This window comes from Staphylospora marina (genome assembly GCF_003856495.1).
Taxonomy (GTDB): domain Bacteria; phylum Bacillota; class Bacilli; order Thermoactinomycetales; family Thermoactinomycetaceae; genus Staphylospora; species Staphylospora marina.
The window spans coordinates 2,250,903-2,272,921 of the sequence record NZ_CP034118.1 but is presented as its reverse complement, the minus strand read 5'-3'; the positions used below and the strand labels follow the sequence as shown (position 1 = coordinate 2,272,921).

Sequence of the window (22,019 nt, the reverse complement as noted above, 5' to 3'; positions counted from 1 at the left end):
GATGTCCGTTCAACGGGTGATCCGATGTTTTCAGGCGGAATCCATCCATGCGTCGTCGGGGACGGCCGGTCAGGTCCGGTTCGTGGGCGGCTTCTTCTCCCTGTCCGCGACGAACAATGCCAGGCCGGCCAACAAGGCGGCGAGTCCCGTCCATTCCCATCCGGAAAGCCCCCACAAAAGCGGACCCGGAGGTTTGAACGAGGCGGACAGCAATTCGGCCGCCCCTGTTCCCGCCAACAATTCTCCCACGGAGCGGCGGGTGAACCGGTTTCGGGACACCAAGAAGAGTGCCCGCCACAGCAGGACGCCGTACAGGACGGCACGCAAGAAATGAACGGGGAAAAACGTGTCTTCTCCTGCCGGCCAGCCCAAGCCTGACAGGGGGATCCCGTGTTCTTTGATGAGCAGGGAGGACACGAGGCGGAGCACCAACCCGCCCGTCAGCAGCCAGTGAAGGACGGAAAGTCCGTTTTGGACAGGCGATTGTCGGTGTTTCCACCAGAACCACAGGACGGCGCCGACCGCGGCGGCCTCCGTCCCCCAAGCCCCTCCGCTGTAATACAGAAGAAGAGACGGATGGTTCATCATCATGCCGGGGCTTTCCACAACGGGCCACAGTTTGTATATGATCACCGCGATCAAAAAGGAAGAGAGCAACCGGTCCTTCAGTGGCTCGCTCAAGGACCCGGCTTTGCGGTTCAGCAAATACACATACAGGATGATGCCGGGAATCAGGGACAGCCATGCCGCGGACACGGTGGGCAAAAACGGAAGAACGTCCGTTGATTCAAACACATTCAGCCCTCCTCAGTTGAGCGTTCTCCGGATTGCCCGTTCCAGTTCTCCGGGAGTCACCGCTCCCGTTTTTCGCCAGGCCATCACTCCGTTTTCGTCGATCAGGAAGCTGGTGGGAAGCGCTTGCACCTTCCAAGTCCTGTACACGGTTCCTTCTTTGTCGAGCAAGACGGGATATGACACCTGATATTCACGGACAAAACGGCGGGCCGAGGCTTCGTCATCCAGATGGGTGGCGTTGATGCCGAGGAAGGTGATCCGGTCCCCGTATTTTTTGTGCATGTTCACCATATCAGGCGTTTCCGCGCGACAGGGAGGGCACCAGGCGGCCCAGACATTGATGAAGACCGGTTTTCCCCTCAGGCCTTCCAGGGAAATCTCCTCCCCTTCCAAATCCTTCAGGCGGAACTCCGGAGCGAGATATCCTTCTTCGGGAAGGACGGGGGTGGCGGACGAATCGGGAGTCAGCCGGCTGAACGCGAAGGCCGCCAACACCAACAGGACGGAGAGAACAATCCAGTTTCTCTTCAACTTCGACCGCCTCCTTGTTTTTGTATTTCACGTCAATTCTAACAAATCAGACCCGTGTCGGGACAACAAAAAAACGCCGCTTTTGGCGTTTTCGGATGCCGGACGGAATCCGGAGGTCGGGCACGGTCTCCTGCTTTCTTTTCAGGAAAAAACGACCATTTCGCGGATTTCCTTTTTTTGAATGAGGTTGAATATACAATCAACAGCGGAGGGAGAAGGGGGAGCCTCGGCTCTCCCGAAATGAACGAAATCATTGCTTGAACAGGTTTTTCAGCACGAACAGGGCGTTGGCCGGGCGTTCGGCGATCCGGCGGGTGAAAAATCCGTACCAGTCTTTGCCGAAGGGAGTGTAGACGCGGACTTTGTATCCTTCGGAAACCAGCCGGCGTTGGAGGCCGTTGCGGACTCCGTAGAGCATTTGGAACTCGAACAGGTTGTCCGGAATGTTGTTCTCACGGATCCACGCTTTCATTTCATTGATGATGTTTTCGTCATGGGTGGCGATGGCCGTGTAGCAGCCGTTTTTGAGATGAATCTGGCACAACTTCACGAAGTTGCGGTCCACGTCGGTTTTGTCCGGATAGGCGACGCTGGCGGGCTCTTTGTACGCCCCTTTGACGATCCGCAGGCTGACGCCTTTTTTGCCGAGCTCGATCACATCTTCTTCGGAACGGTACAAATAGGATTGAATGACGAGTCCGATGTGCTCTTTTCCGTATTTTTCAAGCAGCCGGTTGTGGATTTCGATCGTGGCGTCGATCCGGGGGGAGTCCTCCATGTCGATGCGGACGAAACAGCCCGTTTCTTTGGCTTTGGCCGTGATCCGATCCATGTTTTCAAAGCAGAATTCCTTGTCGATGTCCAGTCCGATGGAGGTCAATTTCACGGATACCCCCGATTTGATGCCGGAGCTGCGGATCCCGTCGAAGATTTTGAGGATCTCTTCGGTGGAAGCAAGCGCTTCTTCCCGGGTGTTGACGAATTCGCCGAGGTGATCCAGAGTGGCCACCAGTCCTTCGGCGTTCAGTTTTTTCACCGCTTCGATCGCTTCTTCCAATGTTTCACCGGGCACGAACCGGGAAGCACCGAGTTTCATTCCGTGTTTGGTGATGAATGACTTGATCAACTTGTTTTCGGACAGTGTCAGTACCACTTTCCGGGAAAATGACATCCTTCTCCCCCGCTTTCGCATGAAATCGCTGTCATTAATAATGATGCCAAAATGCAATTTTCATTATAGGATTATGTAGACAATTAAACAATAGTCTCAGAATGACAATTGAAGAGACCGCATTTGGTAAGATACAATGTCTGAGGGAACAGTAATCCAAATGACTGGTTGAATCCAGGCTGTGGAGGGACGTACGAATGATTGAATACCGCAACGAGCCGTTCACGGATTTCTCCGTCGAGGAGAACCGGAAGGCATTCGAGGCCGCTCTGGCCAAAGTTCGTTCCGAACTCGGAAAGGAATATGACATCATCATCGGCGGTGAATTCATCAAAACCGACCGCAAGCTGAAGTCGATCAACCCGTCCAACGTGGATGAAGTGATCGGCGTGGTCAACGAGGCGAACGAAGAACTCGCGGAAAAAGCCATGCAAACGGCTTTGAAAGCGTTTGAATCCTGGAAGAAGTACAGCCCGGAAGCCCGTGCGCGCGTGCTCTTCAAGGCTGCCGCCATCCTGCGCCGGAAGAAGCATGAGTTCTCCGCCTGGATGGTGCTGGAAGCAGGCAAAAGCTGGCCCGAAGCGGATGCCGACACCGCGGAAGCCATTGACTTCATGGAGTTTTACGGCCGTGAAATGCTCCGCCTCAGCGAGCGTCAACCGTTGACCCCGCTGCCGGGTGAAGACAACAACCTGTATTACATCCCGCTGGGCGTGGGTGCCATCATTCCGCCGTGGAACTTCCCGCTGGCGATCATGGTGGGCATGACCACTTCCGCGATCGTCGCCGGAAACACCGTCGTGGTCAAACCGGCCAGCCCGACCAATGTGATCGCTTACAAATTCATGGAGATCCTGATGGAAGCGGGTCTGCCGGCCGGCGTCGTGAACTACGTGCCGGGACCAGGACGCGAAGTGGGTGAATATCTGGTCAAACATCCGAAAACCCGCTTCATCTCCTTCACCGGATCCAAAGAAGTGGGGCTGCGCATCAACGAACTGGCCGCCAAACCGCAACCGGGGCAAAAATGGCTCAAGCGCGTGGTCGCCGAAATGGGCGGCAAGGATGCCATCGTCGTGGATGCCGACTGTGATCTGGATCTGGCCGCCGACGCCATCGTCAAATCCGCGTTCGGCTTCTCCGGTCAGAAATGTTCCGCCTGCTCCCGCGTCATCGCTCATGAGGCCATCTATGATGAGCTGCTGAGCCGTGTCGTGGAGAAAACCAAAAAGCTGAAAGTGGGCGAGGCTTCCGACCCGACCATCGACCTCGGTCCGGTGATCGATGACAAAGCCTACAACAAAATCCTCGAATACATTGAAATCGGCAAAGGGGAAGGTCGCCTGATGACCGGCGGCGGCAAAGCGGAAGGAAACGGTTACTTCATCCAGCCGACCATCTTTGCCGACGTGGCTCCGACCGCCCGGATTTCCCAGGAGGAAATCTTCGGACCGGTGGTGGCATTCACCAAAGCCAAATCCTTTGACGAAGCACTCGAGTTTGCCAACAACACCGAATTCGGTCTGACCGGTGCCGTCATCAGCCGCAATCGGGCTCATCTCGAAAAAGCACGGGAAGAGTTCCATGTCGGAAACCTCTACTTCAACCGGAAATGCACCGGCGCTTTGGTGGGCGTGCATCCGTTCGGCGGATTCAACATGTCCGGTACCGACTCCAAAGCCGGCGGTCGCGATTACCTGCTCCTGTTCACCCAAGCCAAACTGGTTTCCGAAGCGTTCTGATCCGGAACGAAAAAAGCTGCGGACACAAACGTGTCCGCAGCTTTGATTTTTCTGATGCATGAACCGACGGCCGGTTGGAGGAGGGGGCTCCCCGGGTCATTGCGGCTCGATCGTGCACTTTTCTTCGCAGCCGCCGGCCGGGATGATCGTTCTCCGCTTGGCCACCTGGTCATAGGCCCATTGACCGAATCCGAGACCTTTGGCCAACAGCAGCAGGGGAACGAGCGGCCAGAACGGAATGACCCGGCTGGTCATTTGAATCAATGCATCAATGCCTTCCCGAAAATGCCGTCCGTCCGTGGTCGTGTGCAGCCGCTGTTCCAGCTTGGCGGAATCCAACCCGTACTTCTCGGTCACGCCCGGCTCCCGAAAAGAGACAAATTGAAGAAGACGGAGGGTGTCAAATTTTTTCGCCGTTTCCGCGCTCCGGGTACACAAGGGGCACCAGCCGTCGTAAAACACGGTGACCTGAAACCGTTCTCTTCGGAAAAACCGCTGTTTGCTCACGTGAACCCATCCTTTCGGAAGTTTGTTCACCCGATGTATATGCCCGTACAAACGAAATGTATGTCCCCTTTTCATGATACCCCGTTCTTTCCGCTTTTCGAAGACGCGAAATTTCCGCATCCGCCGGTTCCGTTGGGCAGGACATCCTGCCGCTGTCCCCGTGTTTCTGATTCCCGGTTCCTGTCTCCCCGGAACCGAAAAAAATCAAATGCAGTCGATTAAATAAATTATTGTATTATACTCTTTGAAAAAATTAAAATGCATATTATGCGCAATCTTGACATTTTTATTAACGGAAATTATATTCATTTTAGTGAATGAATTAAACCCGACGCATTCCGGATGAGTTTGCGCACTGAAACAAGACGGGGGAGGGATTGGCCATCATACAATTCATCAATGTCAACAAAGCATTCGGAGATTTTCAGGTGCTCAAGGACATCAACCTGAAAATTGAAGCGGGCGAGAAAGTGGTCATTCTCGGTCCGAGCGGCTCCGGAAAGAGTACGCTCCTCCGATGCATCAACCGGTTGGAGACGATCTCGAGCGGAGAAGTGATCGTGGACGGAGTCAGGGTGCACGACCCGAAAACGGACATCAACAAACTGAGGCAGGAGATCGGCATGGTGTTCCAGCACTTCCACCTGTATCCGCACAAGACCGTGCTGGAAAACATCATGTTGGCACCGGTGAAAGTGCGCAACGTCAAACCGGAAGAAGCGAGAAAAACCGCACTCAAACTTTTGGAAAAAGTCGGAATCGCCGAAAAAGCAAGCGCTTACCCTGCCCAGCTTTCCGGCGGACAGCAACAAAGGGTGGCCATCGCCCGGGGGCTGGCGATGAAGCCGAAGATCATGTTGTTCGATGAACCGACGTCCGCACTGGATCCGGAGATGATCGGCGAGGTGCTGGATGTGATGCGCACGCTGGCCGACGAGGGCATGACCATGGTCGTGGTGACGCACGAGATGGGCTTTGCCCGCGAAGTGGCCGACCGGATCATCTTCATGGATGAAGGAAGAATCATCGAGCAGGGGACGCCGAAAGAATTCTTCGAAAATCCGAAGCACGAGCGGACCCGTCTGTTCCTCAGCAAGATCCTCAAACATTGACAAAGGGGGCTTTTTATTCATGCGCTTGAAAAAATGGTTCGCCGCGGCGCTGGCTCTGGTGACCGCGTTCGGACTGACCGCCTGCACCGGCGGCGATGAATCGACCAAGGAAGCGGCATCCGGCAGTTATGTGGAAACCATCAAGCAGCGCGGGAAACTGGTTGCAGGAGTGAAATATGACACGTTCCTGTTCGGTTACAAGGATCCGCAGGACGGCCAGGTGAAAGGATTCGAGATTGACCTGATGAAAGAACTGGCGAAGCGGATGCTGGGTGACGAGAACAAGCTGGAGCTGAAAGAGGTCAACTCCAAAACCCGCATGAAGATGCTTCAGGGCGGTGACATCGACCTCATCTGCGCCACCATGACCATCACCGACCAGCGCAAACAGGAGATCGACTTCTCCCGCGTCTATTTCATGGCCGGACAGTCCCTGCTGGTGCCGGTGAACAGCCCGATCCAGTCCGTGAAAGACACGGCCGGCAAGAAAGTGGCCACCGCCAAGGGAGCGACCAGCGGCAAGAACCTGGAAGCGGTTGAGCCCAACGCGAAAATTGAACTGTTCGACAACTATGCGGATGCCTTCACCGCGCTGCGTGCCGGACGCGTGGATGCACTCACGACCGACGACAGCATTCTGATGGGCATGCAGCAACAGGATCCCAACTTCAAGATCGTCGGCGGCCAGTTCACCCAAGAGCCGTACGGAATCGGCGTGGACAAGAGAAACAAGGACCTCCTGGAGTACGTGAACAAGTTCCTCGACGAGATCATGCAAGACGGCACTTATGACAATCTCTACAAAAAATGGTTCAAAAAAGATCCGCCGAAAGATCTGCCGCGAGAAGCCGTGCAGGAGTCTCCGACAACAAAATAACCGGAGCGGGATGGGCTTTGACGGGTCAAAGCCCATCTTTTCTTCAAACGACCATCCCGGGAAAGGAGTGGAATGAGTGCTCGATTTGGATTTCGATTTTCTGGAATACTCCGGTGACGATTTCGTGGACGGTTTCCTCACCACGTTCCAGGTGAGTGTCGTCGCATTGGTGCTGGCATTGGCATTGGGCACGGTGATTGCGGTTTTCCGCATTTCCGGGGCGAAGACTCTGGAAGCGTTCGGAACCGCTTACGTGGAATTCATCCGAAACACTCCTTTGGTCATTCAGATCTTCTTCTTTTACGCCGGTCTCCCGTCCCTGGGGATCAATTTGCCCACGTTTTGGGTGGGATCGTTGGGATTGGCCATTTATACCAGCGCATTCATCGCCGAGGTGATCCGCGCGGGCATCCAGGCGGTGCCCAAAGGGCAGATGGAAGCGGCCCGTTCGTCGGGGCTCAGTTATGTGCAGGCCATGTGGTACGTGATTCTGCCTCAGGCATTCAAACTGATCATCCCGCCGCTCGGAAACCAGTTCATCAACCTGGTGAAAAACTCGTCCGTCCTGGCCATCATCGCGGGCGGCGACATCATGTACGTGGGTGACGTGGTCGGTGCGGAAATCGACATCACACCGGTCTATCTTTTCGTGGCACTCCTGTATCTGGCGATGACGATTCCCCTCAGCCTGCTCGTCAATTTCCTGGAACGGCGATGGGCCCGGACCGGGGCTTGAAGGAGGGATGAACCGTGGATTTTTCGGTATTGTTCAATGTGGCGCATTTGAAGACATTGGGTTCCGGGCTGCTCGTCACGCTGCAGGTGGCGGCCGGGGCCATCGTGCTCAGCTTCATTTTCGGGATCATCCTCGGCACGCTGAGGTACAGCCGCATCCCGGTCATCTCCTGGCTGGCGACGCTGTACATCGAGACCATCCGGAATCTTCCGCTGCTTCTGATCATTTTCTTCGGATGGTTCGGGCTGAAAGAGCTGGGCTTTGACATGCCCGCCACCACATCGGTCATCATCAGCATGACCGTGTTCACGTCGGCGCTGGTCGCGGAGATCGTGCGCAGCGGGCTCAACTCCGTGGACAAAGGGCTGATCGAAGCGGCCCGGTCGCAAGGGTTCACCTGGTTTCAAACCATGAGACACATCATCATGCCGATTGCCCTGAAACGGATGATTCCGCCGATGGTGAGCCAGTTTGTCTCCCTGATCAAGGACACGGCGCTGGCCACCGCCATCAACCTGGCGGAGCTCACCCACGAGGCGCAAATCATTTACAACAAATATTACAACGGAACCGTGCCGCTGTTGATCGCGGTGGCTCTCACGTATTTTGTCATCAACTACAGCCTGTCCCTGTTCAGCCGCCGGCTGGAGAAAAAGCTGGCCGGCTGAGACGGCCCGAATTTCCGCTTCATGCGGCCCGTCCGCTTTCCCCGCCCGGGGAGCGCGACGGGCTGTTTTCGTTTTTGGAAATCCGGCAAATAATGTTTCTTTTTGTCGGCTTTTTCCGTCGGAGCAAACGTGTATAATAGATGACGAAAAAACGTATGCGGATCACCCCCGCCAAAGGAGGGAACCTGCATGAGCATCTCCGGTTTTGAATGGGTATTGATCTTCGTGGTGGCCCTGCTTCTGTTTGGCCCGAAAAAGCTGCCGGAACTGGGGCGGGCGGTCGGAAAATCGATCCGGGAATTCAAAAACGCCACCAGCGGCATTCTGAGCGATGATGACGACAAAAAACAGGAGAACGCGAAAAAACCGGAAACCAAATCGACGGATCAGCCCTGAGGCTGATTCCTCGTTTTTGCACGAAAAAAGCCCGGCGAAGAAATCCGGGCCAGACGCTCTTCATCCTGCCGGATGATGCTTCATTCCGCCCGTGGGGAGCGGAGACGGGTTCAACGGGGAAGCGGTTCCGGTTGATCGGCGAAGATTGAGCCCGGGAAATTCCCGGGCTTTGACATGTCCTGAAACCGTCCGGGTGCGGTGTCCCGCGGATCGGACGGTGTCAGGCGGCTCCTTTGGTGGTTTCATCCGATTCCAGCAACCAACGGTGCACGAAATGTTCCACGAACGCCGCCAACAGACCGGTGAGAGCCGCTCCCACCCAGGTGACCCGGGCACCGGCGGCCAGCCACCCGCTCAACCAGACAACGACGGCGGTGGAAGCGAAATCAAGGACATTGGACATCCAGAGGGTGCCGCGTTCCAGAAAGGCCACTTCCAACAGGTGGCCGACCACGGCGAGCACCCAACCGGTGAGAAGCGCCTGATACAGCATCGGATATTGCACGTCCCGGAACAGCAAGTCGGCCAGGACCACGACCGCCGGACCGGTGAACAGTTTCAACATGAGTCCTCTCATGAACGTTGTTCCTCCTCGGGGATCCATTCATCCGATTCATGTTTCCAGTGTTCCCCGGCCGGTGCTCCTTTATCAAATGAAAAGACCGCCCGGGCTGCGGGCGGTCGGGATCAGCAGCAGCGGCGGATGGAGCCGCCTCCGTATTTTTCATCGGTCATGCGCCGGTGGAATTCCGCTTCGGACATCGGTTCTTCACCGGGATGGTGTTTGCGGAAATGCTCCAGGTACCGCTGATAGTTGGGCACTCCGGCGATTTCGTTCAGGTACCAGGCCACGGCCTTGAACGGCCGCAGCCAGAGCGGACAATGTTTCCAATCGTTGTTCAACGGGATCAACCTCCGACAGCGGACGCGTCGCGTGCGACGTACGGCGACTCTTTGAGCGGAAGCTTCTCGTGTTTGATCACCACTTTGTACCAGACACGCATGGCGTCGATGATGATCAAGGCAACAAAGATCATGAAAAGCGCGGTCAGCACGGCATCGATCTGGTTGTTGAGCACGATCTGTTTCATTTCCGCCATGGATTGGGCCGGAGCGATCAGTTCGCCTTTGTCGATGCCGGCCTGATATTTCCCGGCGTTGGCGAGGAATCCGATCGCCGGCTCCTGATGGAAGAGCTTCTGCCAGCTTGCGGTCATGGTGACGGTGGTCAACCAGGCCAGCGGAACCAAGGTGATCCAGGAGTGGACGGCTTTGCCCATCTTGATCAGGATGGTGGTTCCGACGACCAGCGCGACCACGGCCAGCATCTGGTTGGCGATGCCGAACAGCGGCCAGAGGGTGTTGATGCCGCCGAGCGGATCCACCACGCCCTGATAGAGGAAGTATCCCCAGCCGGCGGTGATCAGGGCACTGGCCAGCAAGTTGGCCGGATACCATTCGGTGTCACCCAGCTTCGGGATGAAGCGGCCGAGCAAATCCTGCACGATGAAGCGCCCCACCCGGGTTCCGGCATCGATGGTGGTCAGGATGAACACGGCTTCAAACAGGATGGCGAAGTGGTACCAGAAAGCCATCAGTGTTTCGCCGCCGATCACTTCGGAGAAGATGTAGGCCATGCCCACGGCCAGGGTGGGCGCACCGCCGGTCCGCGACAGAATGGTGGATTCTCCGATCTGCTTGGCCAGGTTGCTCAAGTCTTCCGGCTTGATCACAAAGCCCATTTCGCTGATTTTCTGCGCGGCGGTCGCCACGTCGGTTCCGATCACGGCCGCCGGGCTGTTCATGGCGAAATAGACGCCCGGGGTCAGCACGCAGGCGGCAATCATGGCCATGATTGCCACGAACGATTCGGTGATCATGCCGCCGTATCCGATCATGCGGGCGTGGGATTCGCGGGCGATCATTTTCGGCGTGGTTCCGGAAGAAACCAGCGCGTGGAATCCGGAAATGGCTCCGCAAGCAATGGTGATGAACACAAACGGGAACAGGTCACCGGCGAAGACCGGACCGGTGCCGTCGATGAATTTGGTGACGTTCGGCATTTGCAGGTTCGGCATGACGATCAGGATTCCCGCGGCCAGCGCGAAGATCACGCCGATTTTGAGGAACGTGCTCAGATAGTCGCGCGGAGCCAGCAACAGCCAGACCGGCAAAACCGAAGCCACGAAACCGTAGATGATCATGGCCCAGGCGATTTCGGTTCCTTCCCAGGTGAACACCTGGGACCAGTACGGATGCTCGGCCACGACTTGGCCGCCCCACAGCGAAAGCAAGAGGAGCACGAACCCGATGAGAGACGTTTCAAGCACCCGTCCGGGCCGGATGAAGCGCATGTAAACCCCCATGAGCAGGGCGATCGGGATCGTCATGATGATGGTGAACATGCCCCACGGGCTGTGAGCAAGCGCTTTCACCACCACGAGTCCGAGGACGGCGATCAAAATGATCATGATGCCCAAAATGGCAAACATGGAAATGAATCCGCCGACGGGACCGATTTCTTCACGGGCCATGTCTCCCAGGGATTTTCCGTTGCGGCGCATGGAACCAAAAAGAATGATGAAGTCCTGAACCGCACCGCCCAGAACGACACCCACGATGATCCAGATGGTGCCCGGCAAATATCCCATCTGTGCGGCAAGGATCGGACCGACCAGGGGACCCGCTCCGGCGATGGCCGCGAAATGATGGCCGAACAGTACCCATTTGTTGGTGGGAACGAAATCTTTTCCGTCGTCGTTGACTTCTGCGGGAGTTTTCCGATTGTCATCCAATTCGAACACTTTTCTGGCCATGTACCTGCTGTAGAAACGGTAGCCGACGGCATAGGTGCACACGGCGGCGGTCAAGAGCCACACGGAATTCACCTGTTCTCCGCGGCTCAGGGCCAACACGGCGAATCCGGCCGCGCCGAGTGCGGAGACGGCTGCCCAAATCAGCCAGGACAGCAAACGGTTCTTGATCAAACGTTTCAACCCCCTCAGATTTCGTGATGGGTATCGATATGCAAGTCTTATTATACTGAATCTTGTTCAAAATTTCGACATAAAATTGTTTGGTTGTCAAATGATGAGAGGAACCCTGCCGATTTTGCGTTCCCGCTTCGCCGGGGTGCGGAATTTCCCGCGATTTGTGCTATACTGTGAAAAGGTTTGGATGGAAATCATGGCTTGATGATGGATCGATGAGGTGAAACGGATGACCATCTCCAAGGATGAAGTGCAAAAAGTGGCGTTTCTGGCCCGGCTGAAACTGAGTGAACGGGAAACGGAGAGGTTCACCGGTCAGCTGAACGATATTCTCCGGTTCGCGGAAAAACTGAACGAACTGGACACGGAGCATGTGGAACCGACCAGTCATGTGCTTCCCATGTTCAACAAACTTCGCGAAGACGAAGTGAAGCCGTCGATTCCGCGCGAGAAAGCACTCCTGAACGCACCCGGGCAAAAAGACGGCATGTTCCGGGTGCCGGCAGTTTTTGAAGAGTGAGGAGGAACAGCATGTCACTCCTGAGAGAATCCCTGAGAGAATTACATAAACGTCTTGCGGCCGGTGAATTGTCCGCCCGCGATTTGGTGGAAGCATCCCTGAACCGCATCCGGGAAGTGGACGGTCAGGTGCGTGCGTTCCTGAAAGTGGACGAAGAAGGCGCCCTCCGGAATGCGGAAGAGCTGGACAAGCACCTTGCGGCCGATTCCACCCGGGGACTTCTGTCGGCTCTTCCCGTCGGCATGAAGGACAACATTTGCACGGAAGGGCTCGTCACCACTTGTGCCAGCCGTTTGCTGGAAAACCACGTGCCGGTGTATGACGCGACGGTGACCCGCAAACTGCGCGACGCTCAAGCGATCATTGTCGGCAAGACCAACATGGATGAATTTGCCATGGGTTCCTCCACCGAAAACTCCGGCTTTTTCCCGACGGCCAATCCCTGGGACCCGACCCGGGTGCCGGGCGGCTCCAGCGGCGGTTCCGCGGCGGCGGTGGCAGCGGGTGAGGTGTATTTTTCGCTGGGATCCGACACCGGCGGTTCCATCCGTCAACCGGCCGCTTTTTGCGGCGTGGTGGGGCTGAAACCGACGTACGGACGCGTGTCACGCTTCGGACTGGTGGCGTTTGCCTCCTCGCTCGACCAGATCGGCCCGCTCACCAAAAACGTGGAAGACGCGGCGTGGGTGATGCAGGTCATCTCCGGTCACGATCCGATGGATTCCACGTCCGCCGACGTGGAGACGCCCGATTTCCTGTCCGCCCTGACCGGAGACATCAAGGGGCTGCGTGTCGCCGTGCCCCGCGAAATGATGGGCGAGGGCGTCGAACCCGGAGTGCGGGCGAAAGTGGAAGAAGCCATCCGCACGCTGGAAAAACTGGGGGCCGTCGTGGATGAAGTCTCCCTGCCGCACAGCGAGTACGCCGTTGCCACATACTATCTGCTCGCTCCGGCCGAGGCATCTTCCAACCTCGCCCGCTATGACGGAGTGCGGTACGGTGTTCGCAAGGAGGGCAAAAACCTCATCGACATGTTTTTGGAGACCCGAAGCCAAGGTTTCGGCGATGAGGTGAAACGGCGCATCATGCTGGGCACGTACGCACTCAGCTCGGGGTATTACGACGCCTATTACCTGAAAGCGCAAAAAGTGCGCACGCTGATCAAGCAGGATTTTGACCGCGTGTTTGAACGGTTTGACGTGATCGTCGGCCCGACGACCCCGACCACCGCATTCAAACTGGGCGAGAAGAAGGAAGATCCGCTCACCATGTACATGAACGACATCCTGACCATTCCGGTCAACCTGGCCGGTTTGCCGGCGATCAGCGTGCCGTGCGGTCTTTCGGACGGTCTGCCGACGGGGCTGCAGATCATCGGCAAACCGTTTGACGAAGCGACCGTTTTGCGGGCCGCCCATGCCTTCGAACAGGCCACGGAGCGTTTGCCCGAGGCGCCGCTGGGAGGTGCTGAAGCATGACCAAGAAATATGAAACGGTGATCGGTCTGGAAGTTCACGTGGAGCTGGCCACCCGCACCAAAATCTTCTGCGGCTGTTCCACGGAGTTCGGGGCGCCGCCCAACACCCACGTCTGTCCGATCTGTCTCGGGCATCCGGGCGTGCTTCCGGTGCTGAACCGGCAGGCGGTGGAGTTCGCCGTCAAAGCGGCGATGGCCCTCAACTGCGAAGTGGCGGAATACAGCAAATTCGACCGGAAAAACTACTTCTATCCCGATTTGCCCAAAGCTTACCAGATTTCCCAGTATGATCAGCCGATCGGACAAAACGGATGGATCGAAATCGAGGTGGACGGTCAAAAGAAACGGATCGGAATCACCCGCCTCCATCTGGAGGAAGACGCCGGCAAACTGAACCACGAAGGGGAAGACTCGCTGGTCGACTACAACCGCGTGGGCGTGCCGTTGATCGAAATCGTCTCCGAACCGGATCTCCGTTCGCCGGCCGAGGCCCGGGCCTACCTCGAAAAGTTGAAGACGATCATTCAATACACCGGCGTGTCCGACGTAAAAATGGAAGAAGGTTCGCTTCGTTGCGACGCCAACATTTCCCTCCGCCCGTGGGGTTCCGACCGGTTCGGCACGAAGACCGAGCTGAAGAACCTGAACTCGTTCCGCAACGTGGAGCGCGCCCTTGAGTTTGAAGAGGCGCGTCAGGCCGAGTTGCTGGATCGGGGGGAAGCGGTGATCCAGGCCACGCTGCGCTGGCTGGAGAACGAGAACCGCACGAAGGTGATGCGCACGAAGGAAGAAGCGCATGACTACCGCTACTTCCCCGAACCGGATCTGGTCCGCTTGCACATCGACGATGCCTGGAAAGAAGAACTTCGCCGTTCCCTGCCGGAGCTTCCGGACGCCCGGAAGGAGCGGTACATGTCGGAGCTGGGGCTTTCCGGGTATGATGCGGGCATTCTGGTGGCATCCCGCGACGTGGCCGACTACTTCGAGGAAACGGTCAAACACGGAGCGGATCCCAAAGCGGCCGCCAACTGGATCATCACCGAACTGCTCGGTCACCTGAACGCGGAAGGGCTTGAAATCGGTGACGTGCACATGCGGCCGGTCCATCTGGCGGAAATGATCGACCTGATCCGGAAAGGCACGATCAGCACGAAAATCGCCAAGACGGTCTTCAAGGAAATGCTTGACACCGGCAAGGCTCCGTCCAAAATCGTCGAAGAAAAAGGCCTCGTCCAAATCAGCGACGAAGGCCAATTGAAAGCGATCGTTGATGAAGTTGTGGCGGCCAACCCGCAATCGGTGGAAGATTACCGGAACGGCAAGGACCGGGCGATCGGCTTCCTCGTCGGTCAGGTGATGAAGGCCACCCGCGGCAAAGCCAACCCGCAGCTGGTCAACAAGCTGATTGTCGAAACCATCAAGCAGCAAGGCTGAACGATCGAAGACCCCGCAGCGAACATGTCGGAAACGCCCGTGGTACGGATGCCTTGCGTTCCCCGCGGTCTCCCGCAAAAAGGGGAACGGCAAGGAAAGCCGGTGCCGCGGGTGATTCCCGCCGGGGGTCGTTCTTGCGAGAAGGAGGCGCGTCATGCTTGGGTTTCATCTCGTCATCGTGGCATTGTTCCTGCTTTTCGGCATCTGGAACTTGTTTGTGGAACACGCGCCGGTGATCGCCGTGCACTTTTTTCTCGTTGCGCTGTATTTTTTCCTGACCTATTTCGAGCTGAAAGGGCAGCCGTTTTCCCGCCTGGTCTATTTGCTGGCGATCGCGCTTTTGGTGATGGACGGGATTCTCAATCTGTTCTTCATCTTCCCCACGAATCTGCTCAGCGGCGTGATCAGCTTTTTCTTCGCATTCCTCGCTTGGCAGTCCGTCCGGCGCTTGCAGCAAGGATGAAATCCCGACCATGTGAAAAGCGGGCCGTGGAGCTGGCCCGCCGTCTCCCGTGTATGGGTCCTCCCGCTTCTGCCGGATGGAAAAGCCCGTGAACGATCAGTCACGGGCGGTGAACACGTCTTCGGACATGACCTCCGACGTTGCGCGAAGCCGGGAATGTGTTCCCGGTCAGGATCCGCCGGCGGCCACCCGGTTCTGTTCTTTCGCCGGAAGTTGACCCCGCTCCGTTCCGCTGCTGCGCCAAGTCACTCGCGGGGAACAACTACCTGCATAAGGCATTCAGCTTCCGGTACATGTCGGATCTTGTGAACAGGATGGAGCCGAGGAGGCTGAATCCCCCCGTCCACACCAAAATCCGGGTGATCCCGGCGGTTCCCGCCAACCAACCTCCCGCCAAAAACCCCACAATCATCCCCGCATTGACGACCGCCTGCATCAGAGAGACACCTCGTCCCCGGAACGACAAGGGAATCAACTGCAACAGCTGGCTCATCACCCACGCGTTCAGCAGTCCGCTGAAGCACCCGCACACCAGACTCCAGACGCAAACGGCCGGAACGATGAACGGGGTGCCGTTGCAAAGCTGAAGCGGAAGCACCAGCAACATGATCATGCTGAATGCCGACAACAGGTACATCAGTTGTCGTCCGAGAGGCGTTTGCCGGGGGATGCGGGAAATGGAAAGAGCCCCGAGCACGGCTCCCAGCGCCAGACATGCTTCCGAAATGCCGAATTCAAATCCGTTCAAGCGGAATTCCTGAAGCAGCAAAGCATTGTAGTTGGTGTTGAAAAGCCCGGCCACCAGCATGAACGGGCAAAAAATCAGCATCAGTTCCCGCAGGACATCCGTGCGGGCGAATACCCGAAATCCTTCGGACAAATCGCCGAAAATCGCAGTCAACGGTTCATGCCGGCCGGGATTGCGGGAAGGCACCATGCGACCGGCCAGCCAGGTGAAGAAAAGGGCCCCCAGATAGCTTGCCGCGTCGATCCAGAACACTTGGGCAACGGAGTGGGACGCGATGAGAAGCCCTCCGATGGCCGGACCGAGCAGCATGGTGACATAGTAGGTGCTTTGCATGATCCCCATCGCTTCCGTGATGCGTTCCCGCTCCACGATCTCCGAAATGTAGGCCAGTCTCGCGGGATAATAAAATGCCGTCACCGCGCCTTCCAGAAAGATAAGCAGGATCAACCACTCCGCGGAATCCTTCATCACCAACATCACGAGCACGAGCACGGCACGAACCGCATCCGCCACCATCATCAGCCGGTGCTTTCGGACGCGGTCCGCGATCGCACCCGCGAAGAGACCGAACAACACGGAAGGGCCCCACTGGGCGAACAGGACCATGCCGACCAACCATGGATCCTGGCTGGCGGACCCGATCAAAAAAATGATCGTGACGGACAGGATGCCGTCACCCATACGCGAAAGCAGTTGTGCCATCCAGATCGACAGAAACGGACGGTTGGAGCGAAGCACGTGCATGGTCATCTCTCCTCCGGAACGGCAGATCCGGCCATCCATTTCCCCAAGCCGTTTTCGATTCTGATCTCCGTTCCAAGCGCTTGTGACAATCGTCTGATTCTCTCCAGAACCCGCTCATGGTTCGTCAGTTTGGGCAGCCCCATTCGGTATCTGGGCAAACCGTGGCCCAAATCCAACGGGTGCAGCGTCAGCTCCGTCAATTCCCCTTCGACCATGCTCCACCGAGCGATGACCGATTCCCAAATGTCGCGGTTCACGATAAATCCGGTACGGTTTCCTTTGCTCTTGGCGTCCAGCGCATCCGCCACCGTGGAGTCGGCTCCCAGCCGAAGGGGAAGGTAAAATTCCGCGGGAAGTTTGCTTACGGTGTCATTTTGAAAAAAGAAATTGCCCAAGCTGTAAAAAATGGGCCTGTTCTTGTAAATCTCGATCCCTCTGACCACGTGAGGACCGTGACCGATGACGGCATGGGCCCCATGATCGATGCAACTGCGGCAAAATTGGATGAGAAAGTCGGGAGGTCGTTCCGGATCTTCGCCTTTCATCTCATGGGAGTGGACGCTGACCAGCACCACATCGGCTTGACGAGAGGCTTCCGACACACTGCGCATAATCCTTTGCATGTCATGGGGGTCCGGCGAACGGAAGGTGCCTTCGTTCTCTCCTTCCTTGAACACCTCGTTTCCGAACAGAAACACGCCCTCCGGCAGTTCTCCCAGGATGCGTCCCTCTTTTTTGGCCAGGTTGAAGACCGCATTGATCTCCGTGCTTTCGGCGATCTGTTTCAGGGACTCCATCCGTTCTTTCCGGAGAATATGTACCGTGTGGTGCCGGAGAGGGTTGATGCCGGGTCTTCCGATCATGTCTGGACGTTGTTCACCGGCACGGTGTTCTTCGTGATACGTGGTGGAGACGGCGATCAGGGCCACCCGGGCACGGGAGGTTTCCAGATAGGCAGGGGCATTGGCCTCCCACAGATGTTCACCCGATCCCGCATGCACCAGGCCGTGTGCGTCCAGATGCCGGATGGTGGCTTGCAGGCCTTCCGCGGAGAAGTCCATCATGTGATTGTTGGCAAGAGAGTACAGATTGAAGCCCAGTTCTTTGAGGTCATGAAGAACCTGGGGGGGAGCCATTGCCCATGTCCCTCCGCTGCGGGCGGAGGGAATGCCTTCGTCCCGGTGAACGGTGGTTTCCAGATTGGTGAATCGCACATCCGCGGTTGACAACAGGCGGCGCAGTCCGTCGAAGGAAGCGTCCCGGGGGAAACGACGGTTGATGAAACTGTCTCCCGTGGCAATCAACGTCAGGGATGAATTCATGGTCTCCACTCCCTTCACACAGAAAGGAAATGCTGGCATACTCCAGGGGAACCGGAGAAATACCAGCATTTCCGTCGAATTATTCATGGAGAACACCGAAACCCGGACTCACTCAGTCGATGACGATGATGATGACGGTGTCACGTTTCATTTCGGTTCACCTCCTTCCAAGGGTGGTTTCCTGCAGACCAGCACCATGTCCATGGAGTCGAAGGTATAGGGTGAACCTTTGAAATCCCCGTGTACCTGTTCAACGGTGAAGCCGGTTCTCTCCAGCGCCTGAATGATTTCCGTAAGCGTATACAATCGCATGTTCAATCGACACTCTTTGACGACGTGTCCCTGTCTGAGTCGCTTTTCCTCAATGAGCAGAGTGCCGGTCCGCGGATTCAACCGCTGCAGTCTGAGAACCAGACCGTCACTGCCGTCTTCAAACCAGACCAGCGGTTGAAAGCGGTTTACCACAAATTCGCGATTGGCCAAATGGAGAACCATCATGCCGCCCGGCTTCAGGCAACTGTACATGGAATCCAGAATCCTGAAATTCTCTTCGTCCGTGTTGTACACGATCGAGGTTTCCATGTTCAGGACGAGATCGAAATCTTCGTTTCCTTTGTAGTGGCGGGCGTCCGCGCAAATGACGTTGACCTTGTTTCCGGTCCGTTCCCGGATGGATTGAAGATATTCTTCGTTCACATCCAGCCCGGTCAAGTCATAACCCTCTTCATGGAGGGGAATGAGATGTCTTCCTTCGCCGCAGCAATAATCGATGATCCGTGGCTGATCGAATTCGGAAATCACTTTTTTGAGGAAGTCGATTTGTAATGTTAAATTTATGTTATGTATTTTACGGTGGAATGTCATGAATGTCGAATCGAAATATTCGGTTCCCTCATCAAAAATGACTCCGGAATCTCTTGGTTGAGTCAACCGGTTTTTCCCTCCCGTGATGAGGTGTCGATTTTTGTCATTTCATTAAGTGATTTCATCTTCCATCTATACTGTAACAAACAAAATAATTTGATGTCAACAAATTTTTTTGATGTTTGTAAATGTCGTAATGTTCAGAATTTCATTCATGCGTGGAATGGAATGGATGGGTAAAGTGTTTTTGACGAATCGGCATAAATTACTATCCCTTTTTGCTTGTGAAACAGTAAACTAGTCTTTGGGGAATCATATGAAAACAGGATCATCTCGGAAAAGGTGGAGTTGACATTGAAAAGCAGTGACATCGGTGTCATCGGACTGGCCGTGATGGGCAAAAATCTGGCACTCAACATGGAAAGCAAAGGCTTCCGGGTATCCGTGTACAATCGTACGCCGGACAAAGTCCGTGAACTCGTCCGTGAACATCCGGACAAAAACCTGGTGCCGGCCGAAACGATCGGGGATTTCATCGCTTCGCTGGCGAAACCGCGCAAAATCATGCTGATGGTCAAGGCGGGAGACCCGACCGACGCCACGATCGAACAGCTGAAACCGTACCTGGAGCCGGGGGACATTGTGATCGACGGCGGAAACGCATATTTTGAGGACACGATCCGCCGCAGCCGGGACCTGTCCGCCATGGGCGTCCACTTCATCGGAGCCGGGGTGTCGGGCGGAGAGGAAGGCGCGTTGAAAGGGCCGGCCATCATGCCGGGCGGTCAGCCGGAAGCTTGGAAACACGTGGAACCGATCCTGACCGCGATCGCAGCCAAGGTGGACGGTGACCCCTGTTGCACGTACATCGGACCGGACGGAGCGGGTCATTACGTGAAAATGGTCCACAACGGCATTGAGTACGGGGACATGCAGCTCATCTGCGAAGCGTACCACTTGATGAAGCATCTTTTGAACATGGATGCCGCCGAATTGGCCGAAGTGTTTGCCGAGTGGAACAAGGGAGAATTGGACAGCTATCTGATCCAGATCACCGCGGACATTTTCACCAAGACCGATCCGGAAACGGGCAAACCGCTGGTGGATGTGATCCTGGATTCCGCGGGTCAAAAGGGAACGGGCAAATGGACGAGCCAAGGCTCGCTCGACTTGGGCGTTCCGCTCACCATCATCACGGAATCCGTCTATGCCCGCTTCCTGTCGGCCATGAAAGAGGAGCGCGTGCGGGCTTCCAATGTGCTCGGAGGTCCCAAGCCGGGCGCGGTGGTGATCGAGGACCGGAAAGCATTCATCGAATCCATCCGCAAAGCCCTGTACGCCAGCAAGATCTGCTCCTATGCCCAGGGCTTCGCGCAGATGACGGCTGCCTCCAAAGCGTACGGTTGGAACCTGAAGCCGGGTGAAATCGCCATGATCTTCCGCGGCGGCTGCATCATCCGCGCCCGGTTCCTGCAAAACATCAAGGACGCGTACGATCGCGACCCGAACTTGCCCAACCTGCTGCTGGATCCGTACTTCAAGGAGATCGTGGACAATTATCAGCAAGCATGGCGTGAAGTCGTCGCGGCCGCCGTCTTGAACGGCATTCCGGTGCCTGCCTTTTCCAGCGCCCTGTCGTATTACGACAGCTACCGTTCCGAGCGCCTGCCCGCCAATCTGTTGCAGGCGCAGCGCGACTACTTCGGTGCCCACACCTACAAGCGGGTGGACCGCGACGGAGACTTCCACACGAACTGGCTGGAAGCATAACAAAAGAACCGTTGATGTCACCGGAGAAGGCATGGCCCGAAAGCAGCATGCCGGATGGCTCCCGTCCCGAAGGCAAGCGGACCGTGGCCGGGCTCTCCGGCATGAAATCAACTTCAAACCCGTCTCTGTGAAGGAGACGGGTTTTTGTTTCCATGAAAAAAAGCCCTCCCGGTGAGGAGGGCATTCGGTGCCGAAGAAAGGGGATCGGGGATTGCCGTATGTTTCCGGGAACGGCTGGCGGCGGAAGGTCACGGCACGGGCGGGCTCGCCGATGAGACGATGTGTCAGCGGTCCGGGGGTAGTTGCCCGGTCTCTTCGTCGTGTTTGGCGGCGGCGGCTTCCGGTTCGGCCTCATTCAGGATGAGTCGCCCGTGCAAAGCGGCTTGTTCTTTGAGCAGGTCGTTCATCCTCCGGGTGAGAGATTGGATGCTCTCCCTGATCTCTTCCAGTTCGTTCGTGACTTGGACAAGCCGGTTCCAGTCCTCCGCACGGCGAAGCATGTCCTTGGTGAAACGGGGATCGTGACATCGGCGTACGAGTTCCGCCGTCGCCCGGGCGTCATCCAAGGCGCGGTGTGAGACCGGCCGGCCGACGGCCTCCGACAGCTTCACCCATTTGGGGGATCCGATGAGATTGGCGTAGGCATCCATGACGCATTCCATGTTGAGGGTCCGCACGTCCCGGATCGGTTCCGACATCCCGTGGGCCTTGAAGCTTTCGATCATGACCCGGCGTTCGAACGCTTTGTTGTAAATCAGAATCAACTTCCCGCGGATGATCGGGAAAAGTCGCTCCCACACCTCCGGCCAGCCCGGAGCTTCGGCCAGCATGTCGGGCGTGATTCCGTGGATGGCCGCGGCTTCCTCCGTGATCGGCCGGGTGGGCTTGACCAGCGAATGAAACAGCACGTTCCCGTTTCTGTCCACCACTCCGATTTCACAGATTTCCGCGTCATGGATTCCCGTTGTCTCCGTATCCAGAATGACAATGTCTTCCCGTTCGTTCCACTCGTTGAAATCGGCTTGGGCATAGGCTTGCGGGAGAGAAGACAATTGGGGGAGCGCCAGGGGCAAAGACGACAATTGGGGCAGGGCCATCGGAATCCCTCCTTGTGAAGTGCAATCAAAAGATTGAGTTTGACGGAACTGAGGT

The 22,019-nt window shown here is 56.6% G+C and carries 22 protein-coding genes; 11 read left to right on the top strand and 11 right to left on the bottom strand.

The window, feature by feature from the left end:
- Positions 1-69: 69 nt before the first annotated feature.
- The 3 genes from EG886_RS11265 to EG886_RS11255 form a co-directional block, all read right to left on the bottom strand.
- Positions 70-795 carry a hypothetical protein gene (locus tag EG886_RS11265; RefSeq protein ID WP_124728221.1) on the bottom strand — a complete coding sequence of 242 codons (726 nt, stop codon included), beginning with the start codon at positions 793-795 and terminating at the stop codon, positions 70-72.
- 12 nt (positions 796-807) lie between these two features.
- A complete protein-coding gene (locus EG886_RS11260) occupies positions 808-1,326 on the bottom strand; it encodes a TlpA family protein disulfide reductase (protein ID WP_124728220.1) in 519 nt (172 codons plus the stop codon).
- Positions 1,327-1,576: 250 nt separating this feature from the next.
- Positions 1,577-2,497 (bottom strand): proline dehydrogenase family protein, encoded by a 921-nt coding sequence (locus tag EG886_RS11255; protein WP_124728219.1) that lies wholly within the window; start codon positions 2,495-2,497, stop codon positions 1,577-1,579.
- Between the two features lie 197 nt (positions 2,498-2,694).
- Between EG886_RS11255 and pruA the strand changes: the two genes are divergently transcribed.
- Entirely contained in the window at positions 2,695-4,239 is a 1,545-nt protein-coding gene (gene pruA / locus EG886_RS11250; RefSeq protein ID WP_124728218.1) for an L-glutamate gamma-semialdehyde dehydrogenase, read from the top strand.
- Between the two features lie 96 nt (positions 4,240-4,335).
- Here the strand turns inward: pruA and EG886_RS11245 are convergent, their stop codons facing one another.
- Positions 4,336-4,746: a thiol-disulfide oxidoreductase DCC family protein gene (locus EG886_RS11245; protein WP_164491812.1), complete on the bottom strand. Its 411-nt coding sequence runs from the start codon at positions 4,744-4,746 to the stop codon at positions 4,336-4,338.
- Positions 4,747-5,129: 383 nt separating this feature from the next.
- Here EG886_RS11245 and EG886_RS11240 point away from each other — a divergent pair, with 383 nt between their 5' ends.
- The 5 genes from EG886_RS11240 (at position 5,130) to EG886_RS11220 (ending at position 8,535) form a co-directional block, all read left to right on the top strand.
- Positions 5,130-5,858: an amino acid ABC transporter ATP-binding protein gene (locus EG886_RS11240; protein ID WP_124728773.1), complete on the top strand. Its 729-nt coding sequence runs from the start codon at positions 5,130-5,132 to the stop codon at positions 5,856-5,858.
- Positions 5,859-5,877: 19 nt separating this feature from the next.
- Complete coding sequence (locus tag EG886_RS11235) at positions 5,878-6,735, top strand: transporter substrate-binding domain-containing protein (protein ID WP_124728216.1); 858 nt, start codon at positions 5,878-5,880, stop codon at positions 6,733-6,735.
- Between the two features lie 76 nt (positions 6,736-6,811).
- Complete coding sequence (locus EG886_RS11230; RefSeq protein ID WP_420894145.1) at positions 6,812-7,471, top strand: amino acid ABC transporter permease; 660 nt, start codon at positions 6,812-6,814, stop codon at positions 7,469-7,471.
- Positions 7,472-7,485: 14 nt separating this feature from the next.
- Positions 7,486-8,139 carry an amino acid ABC transporter permease gene (locus tag EG886_RS11225; RefSeq protein WP_124728215.1) on the top strand — a complete coding sequence of 218 codons (654 nt, stop codon included), beginning with the start codon at positions 7,486-7,488 and terminating at the stop codon, positions 8,137-8,139.
- 189 nt (positions 8,140-8,328) lie between these two features.
- Positions 8,329-8,535: a twin-arginine translocase TatA/TatE family subunit gene (locus EG886_RS11220; protein ID WP_124728214.1), complete on the top strand. Its 207-nt coding sequence runs from the start codon at positions 8,329-8,331 to the stop codon at positions 8,533-8,535.
- A gap of 220 nt (positions 8,536-8,755) precedes the next feature.
- On the opposite strand, the gene EG886_RS11215 is transcribed toward EG886_RS11220, so the two are convergent.
- The 3 genes from EG886_RS11215 to EG886_RS11205 all read right to left on the bottom strand — a co-directional run bounded on the left by EG886_RS11215 (position 8,756) and on the right by EG886_RS11205 (position 11,519).
- On the bottom strand, positions 8,756-9,112 hold the full coding sequence (locus EG886_RS11215; protein ID WP_124728213.1) for a DUF2512 family protein: 357 nt from the start codon (positions 9,110-9,112) through the stop codon (positions 8,756-8,758).
- 110 nt (positions 9,113-9,222) lie between these two features.
- Positions 9,223-9,438, bottom strand: coding sequence for a YbdD/YjiX family protein (locus tag EG886_RS11210; protein WP_241154317.1), 216 nt, complete (start codon positions 9,436-9,438; stop codon positions 9,223-9,225).
- A gap of 5 nt (positions 9,439-9,443) precedes the next feature.
- Entirely contained in the window at positions 9,444-11,519 is a 2,076-nt protein-coding gene (locus EG886_RS11205; protein WP_124728770.1) for a carbon starvation CstA family protein, read from the bottom strand.
- 235 nt (positions 11,520-11,754) lie between these two features.
- Here EG886_RS11205 and gatC point away from each other — a divergent pair, with 235 nt between their 5' ends.
- The 4 genes from gatC to EG886_RS11185 all read left to right on the top strand — a co-directional run bounded on the left by gatC (position 11,755) and on the right by EG886_RS11185 (position 15,419).
- Positions 11,755-12,045, top strand: coding sequence for an Asp-tRNA(Asn)/Glu-tRNA(Gln) amidotransferase subunit GatC (gene gatC, locus EG886_RS11200; protein WP_124728212.1), 291 nt, complete (start codon positions 11,755-11,757; stop codon positions 12,043-12,045).
- 11 nt (positions 12,046-12,056) lie between these two features.
- Complete coding sequence (gene gatA / locus EG886_RS11195) at positions 12,057-13,523, top strand: Asp-tRNA(Asn)/Glu-tRNA(Gln) amidotransferase subunit GatA (RefSeq protein ID WP_124728211.1); 1,467 nt, start codon at positions 12,057-12,059, stop codon at positions 13,521-13,523.
- Positions 13,520-14,956, top strand: coding sequence for an Asp-tRNA(Asn)/Glu-tRNA(Gln) amidotransferase subunit GatB (gene gatB / locus EG886_RS11190; protein ID WP_124728210.1), 1,437 nt, complete (start codon positions 13,520-13,522; stop codon positions 14,954-14,956). The genes gatA and gatB overlap by 4 nt, the downstream gene beginning before the upstream one ends.
- Before the next feature lie 154 nt (positions 14,957-15,110).
- A complete protein-coding gene (locus EG886_RS11185) occupies positions 15,111-15,419 on the top strand; it encodes a hypothetical protein (protein ID WP_124728209.1) in 309 nt (102 codons plus the stop codon).
- A gap of 262 nt (positions 15,420-15,681) precedes the next feature.
- Here EG886_RS11185 and EG886_RS11180 read toward each other — a convergent pair whose 3' ends face one another.
- The 3 genes from EG886_RS11180 to EG886_RS11170 form a co-directional block, all read right to left on the bottom strand.
- Positions 15,682-16,911: an MFS transporter gene (locus EG886_RS11180; protein WP_164491811.1), complete on the bottom strand. Its 1,230-nt coding sequence runs from the start codon at positions 16,909-16,911 to the stop codon at positions 15,682-15,684.
- Positions 16,912-16,913: 2 nt separating this feature from the next.
- A complete protein-coding gene (locus EG886_RS11175) occupies positions 16,914-18,233 on the bottom strand; it encodes a CapA family protein (protein ID WP_124728207.1) in 1,320 nt (439 codons plus the stop codon).
- A gap of 147 nt (positions 18,234-18,380) precedes the next feature.
- A complete protein-coding gene (locus EG886_RS11170) occupies positions 18,381-19,097 on the bottom strand; it encodes a class I SAM-dependent methyltransferase (protein ID WP_241154450.1) in 717 nt (238 codons plus the stop codon).
- 393 nt (positions 19,098-19,490) lie between these two features.
- On the opposite strand from EG886_RS11170, the gene gndA reads away from it, so the two are divergent.
- The gene (gene gndA / locus EG886_RS11165) at positions 19,491-20,867 is read left to right on the top strand and encodes an NADP-dependent phosphogluconate dehydrogenase (RefSeq protein WP_241154449.1); all 1,377 of its coding nucleotides are present in this window, start codon (positions 19,491-19,493) and stop codon (positions 20,865-20,867) included.
- Positions 20,868-21,151: 284 nt separating this feature from the next.
- Here the strand turns inward: gndA and EG886_RS11160 are convergent, their stop codons facing one another.
- Positions 21,152-21,964, bottom strand: coding sequence for a 3'-5' exonuclease (locus EG886_RS11160; RefSeq protein WP_124728204.1), 813 nt, complete (start codon positions 21,962-21,964; stop codon positions 21,152-21,154).
- Positions 21,965-22,019 lie beyond the last annotated feature (55 nt).

Bases quoted from the DNA above. Each gene is read 5' to 3' on its own strand.
- EG886_RS11175 (WP_124728207.1), bottom strand. From the start codon at position 18,233: ATGAATTCATCCCTGACGTTGATTGCCACGGGAGACAGTTTCATCAAC.
- gndA (WP_241154449.1), top strand. From the start codon at position 19,491: ATGGGCAAAAATCTGGCACTCAACATGGAAAGCAAAGGCTTCCGGGTA.
- gatB (WP_124728210.1), top strand. From the start codon at position 13,520: ATGACCAAGAAATATGAAACGGTGATCGGTCTGGAAGTTCACGTGGAG.
- EG886_RS11185 (WP_124728209.1), top strand. From the start codon at position 15,111: ATGCTTGGGTTTCATCTCGTCATCGTGGCATTGTTCCTGCTTTTCGGC.
- EG886_RS11255 (WP_124728219.1), bottom strand. From the start codon at position 2,497: ATGTCATTTTCCCGGAAAGTGGTACTGACACTGTCCGAAAACAAGTTG.
- gatA (WP_124728211.1), top strand. From the start codon at position 12,057: ATGTCACTCCTGAGAGAATCCCTGAGAGAATTACATAAACGTCTTGCG.
- pruA (WP_124728218.1), top strand. From the start codon at position 2,695: ATGATTGAATACCGCAACGAGCCGTTCACGGATTTCTCCGTCGAGGAG.
- EG886_RS11220 (WP_124728214.1), top strand. From the start codon at position 8,329: ATGAGCATCTCCGGTTTTGAATGGGTATTGATCTTCGTGGTGGCCCTG.
- EG886_RS11235 (WP_124728216.1), top strand. From the start codon at position 5,878: ATGCGCTTGAAAAAATGGTTCGCCGCGGCGCTGGCTCTGGTGACCGCG.
- gatC (WP_124728212.1), top strand. From the start codon at position 11,755: ATGACCATCTCCAAGGATGAAGTGCAAAAAGTGGCGTTTCTGGCCCGG.
- EG886_RS11160 (WP_124728204.1), bottom strand. From the start codon at position 21,964: ATGGCCCTGCCCCAATTGTCGTCTTTGCCCCTGGCGCTCCCCCAATTG.
- EG886_RS11180 (WP_164491811.1), bottom strand. From the start codon at position 16,911: ATGCACGTGCTTCGCTCCAACCGTCCGTTTCTGTCGATCTGGATGGCA.
- EG886_RS11170 (WP_241154450.1), bottom strand. From the start codon at position 19,097: ATGACATTCCACCGTAAAATACATAACATAAATTTAACATTACAAATC.
- EG886_RS11215 (WP_124728213.1), bottom strand. From the start codon at position 9,112: ATGAGAGGACTCATGTTGAAACTGTTCACCGGTCCGGCGGTCGTGGTC.